The following is a 678-nucleotide window of genomic DNA, read 5'->3' as shown; positions in this document are numbered from 1 at the left end:
TCGGAAATGGTAGCCTGTTGCAGCTCGAATTGACGCTGTTGCGCACCGGTGCCCCGCTCGACGTTAATGTAGGGCTGGAGCAAGGTTTCCAGATGATCGACACCGGCCGCTGAGATCTGTGGCGTCACCACCGAGAAGCGCGTACCCGCGCGGGCAAACGCGTTAACGTATTCAGGGTAGAGCACCGCTTGCGCCAATACATCGTTGCGCTGCTCTGCCAATTTAAGGGAATCCAACCGCCCGATCTCAATACCAAGGTAACGAATCGGCATACCCGCAGAGAGCGAACTGGCGTCATAGGTCCGCAGTTCAATACGGCTACCAATGGCGCGTGCAGCGGTTTCGGTGTTATACAGCAGTCGCTTTCCACCTTTGGTTTCAGGGGCACCTTCGAGGTTATCGAAGCTGATGGCACCTTTGATCGCCCGGTTAAGGGGCGCTGCCTGAACCGTTAGCCCTGAGGTGCTCAATTGCACGCGCGCACCGCCTTCGGCCCAGAACACGCTGCGTTCGGTCAGCAGTTTGCGATATTCCGGATGCAGGTAAACCTGGACTTCGAACGTTTCTGCACCGGGGCGAATACGCATGATTTCGCCGACCTGAAACTTGCGATACAACACGATCGAGCCTTCCTGGATGTCCGGCAGGCTCTCGGTGACCAGCGTTAAGGTTGGACTG

1 protein-coding gene is annotated in these 678 nt (G+C 57.2%); it reads right to left on the bottom strand.

The window, feature by feature from the left end:
* Positions 1 to 678: MlaD family protein (locus J5224_RS33115; RefSeq protein ID WP_264629141.1), on the bottom strand; the 678-nt coding region annotated here is incomplete at both ends.

This window comes from Candidatus Symbiopectobacterium sp. NZEC135 (assembly GCF_025962695.1).
Note: the sequence above shows the minus strand (reverse complement) of the source record. Positions and strands in the feature narration are given on the sequence as shown.